Genomic DNA, 471 nt, shown 5'->3' on the forward strand with positions numbered 1-471 from the left:
GGCCCTCTTCAGCCCGAGGGGCGAGGGGGTCCGGCGCCCCGGCGCCCTCCTCGCCCACCTCCTCCGGGAGCGGGGCCTCCTGGACCTCTTCCGCCAGACCCCCCAGTGGCGGGTGGCCTAGCCCCGGGCCGGGGTAACCTGTAGAGAGCCCAGCCAGGGCTTCGGGGGTGGTGTGTGTATCAAGACTGGCTGTTCAAGGACTGCCCCGGGGGCTGGCGCCTCCGCTACCGCCGGACCGGGGGCGGCTACGAGGTCTCCCGGGACGGGGAGAGGTGGGAGAGGGTCCCCTCGGTCACGGAGGTCACGGGGCGCCTGAACAAGAACCTTCAGGACTGGGCCGTGCGCCAGGTGGTGGAGTACCTCCAGGAAAACCTGGTCCCGGGGCTGGTCCTCACGGAGAAAGAGGTGGACCGCATCCTGAAGGAGGCCGCCGAGGCCCACCACAGGGCCGCCCGGAGCGCCGCGGGGCGG

1 pseudogene is annotated in these 471 nt (G+C 72.8%); it reads left to right on the plus strand.

Annotation, left to right across the window (positions count from 1 at the left end):
• Positions 1–174: 174 nt before the first annotated feature.
• Positions 175–471, plus strand: a pseudogene (locus ACYQ0J_RS00215) (hypothetical protein); the annotation flags it as partial.

The sequence above is a fragment of the Thermus sp. FJN-A genome (assembly GCF_054655095.1).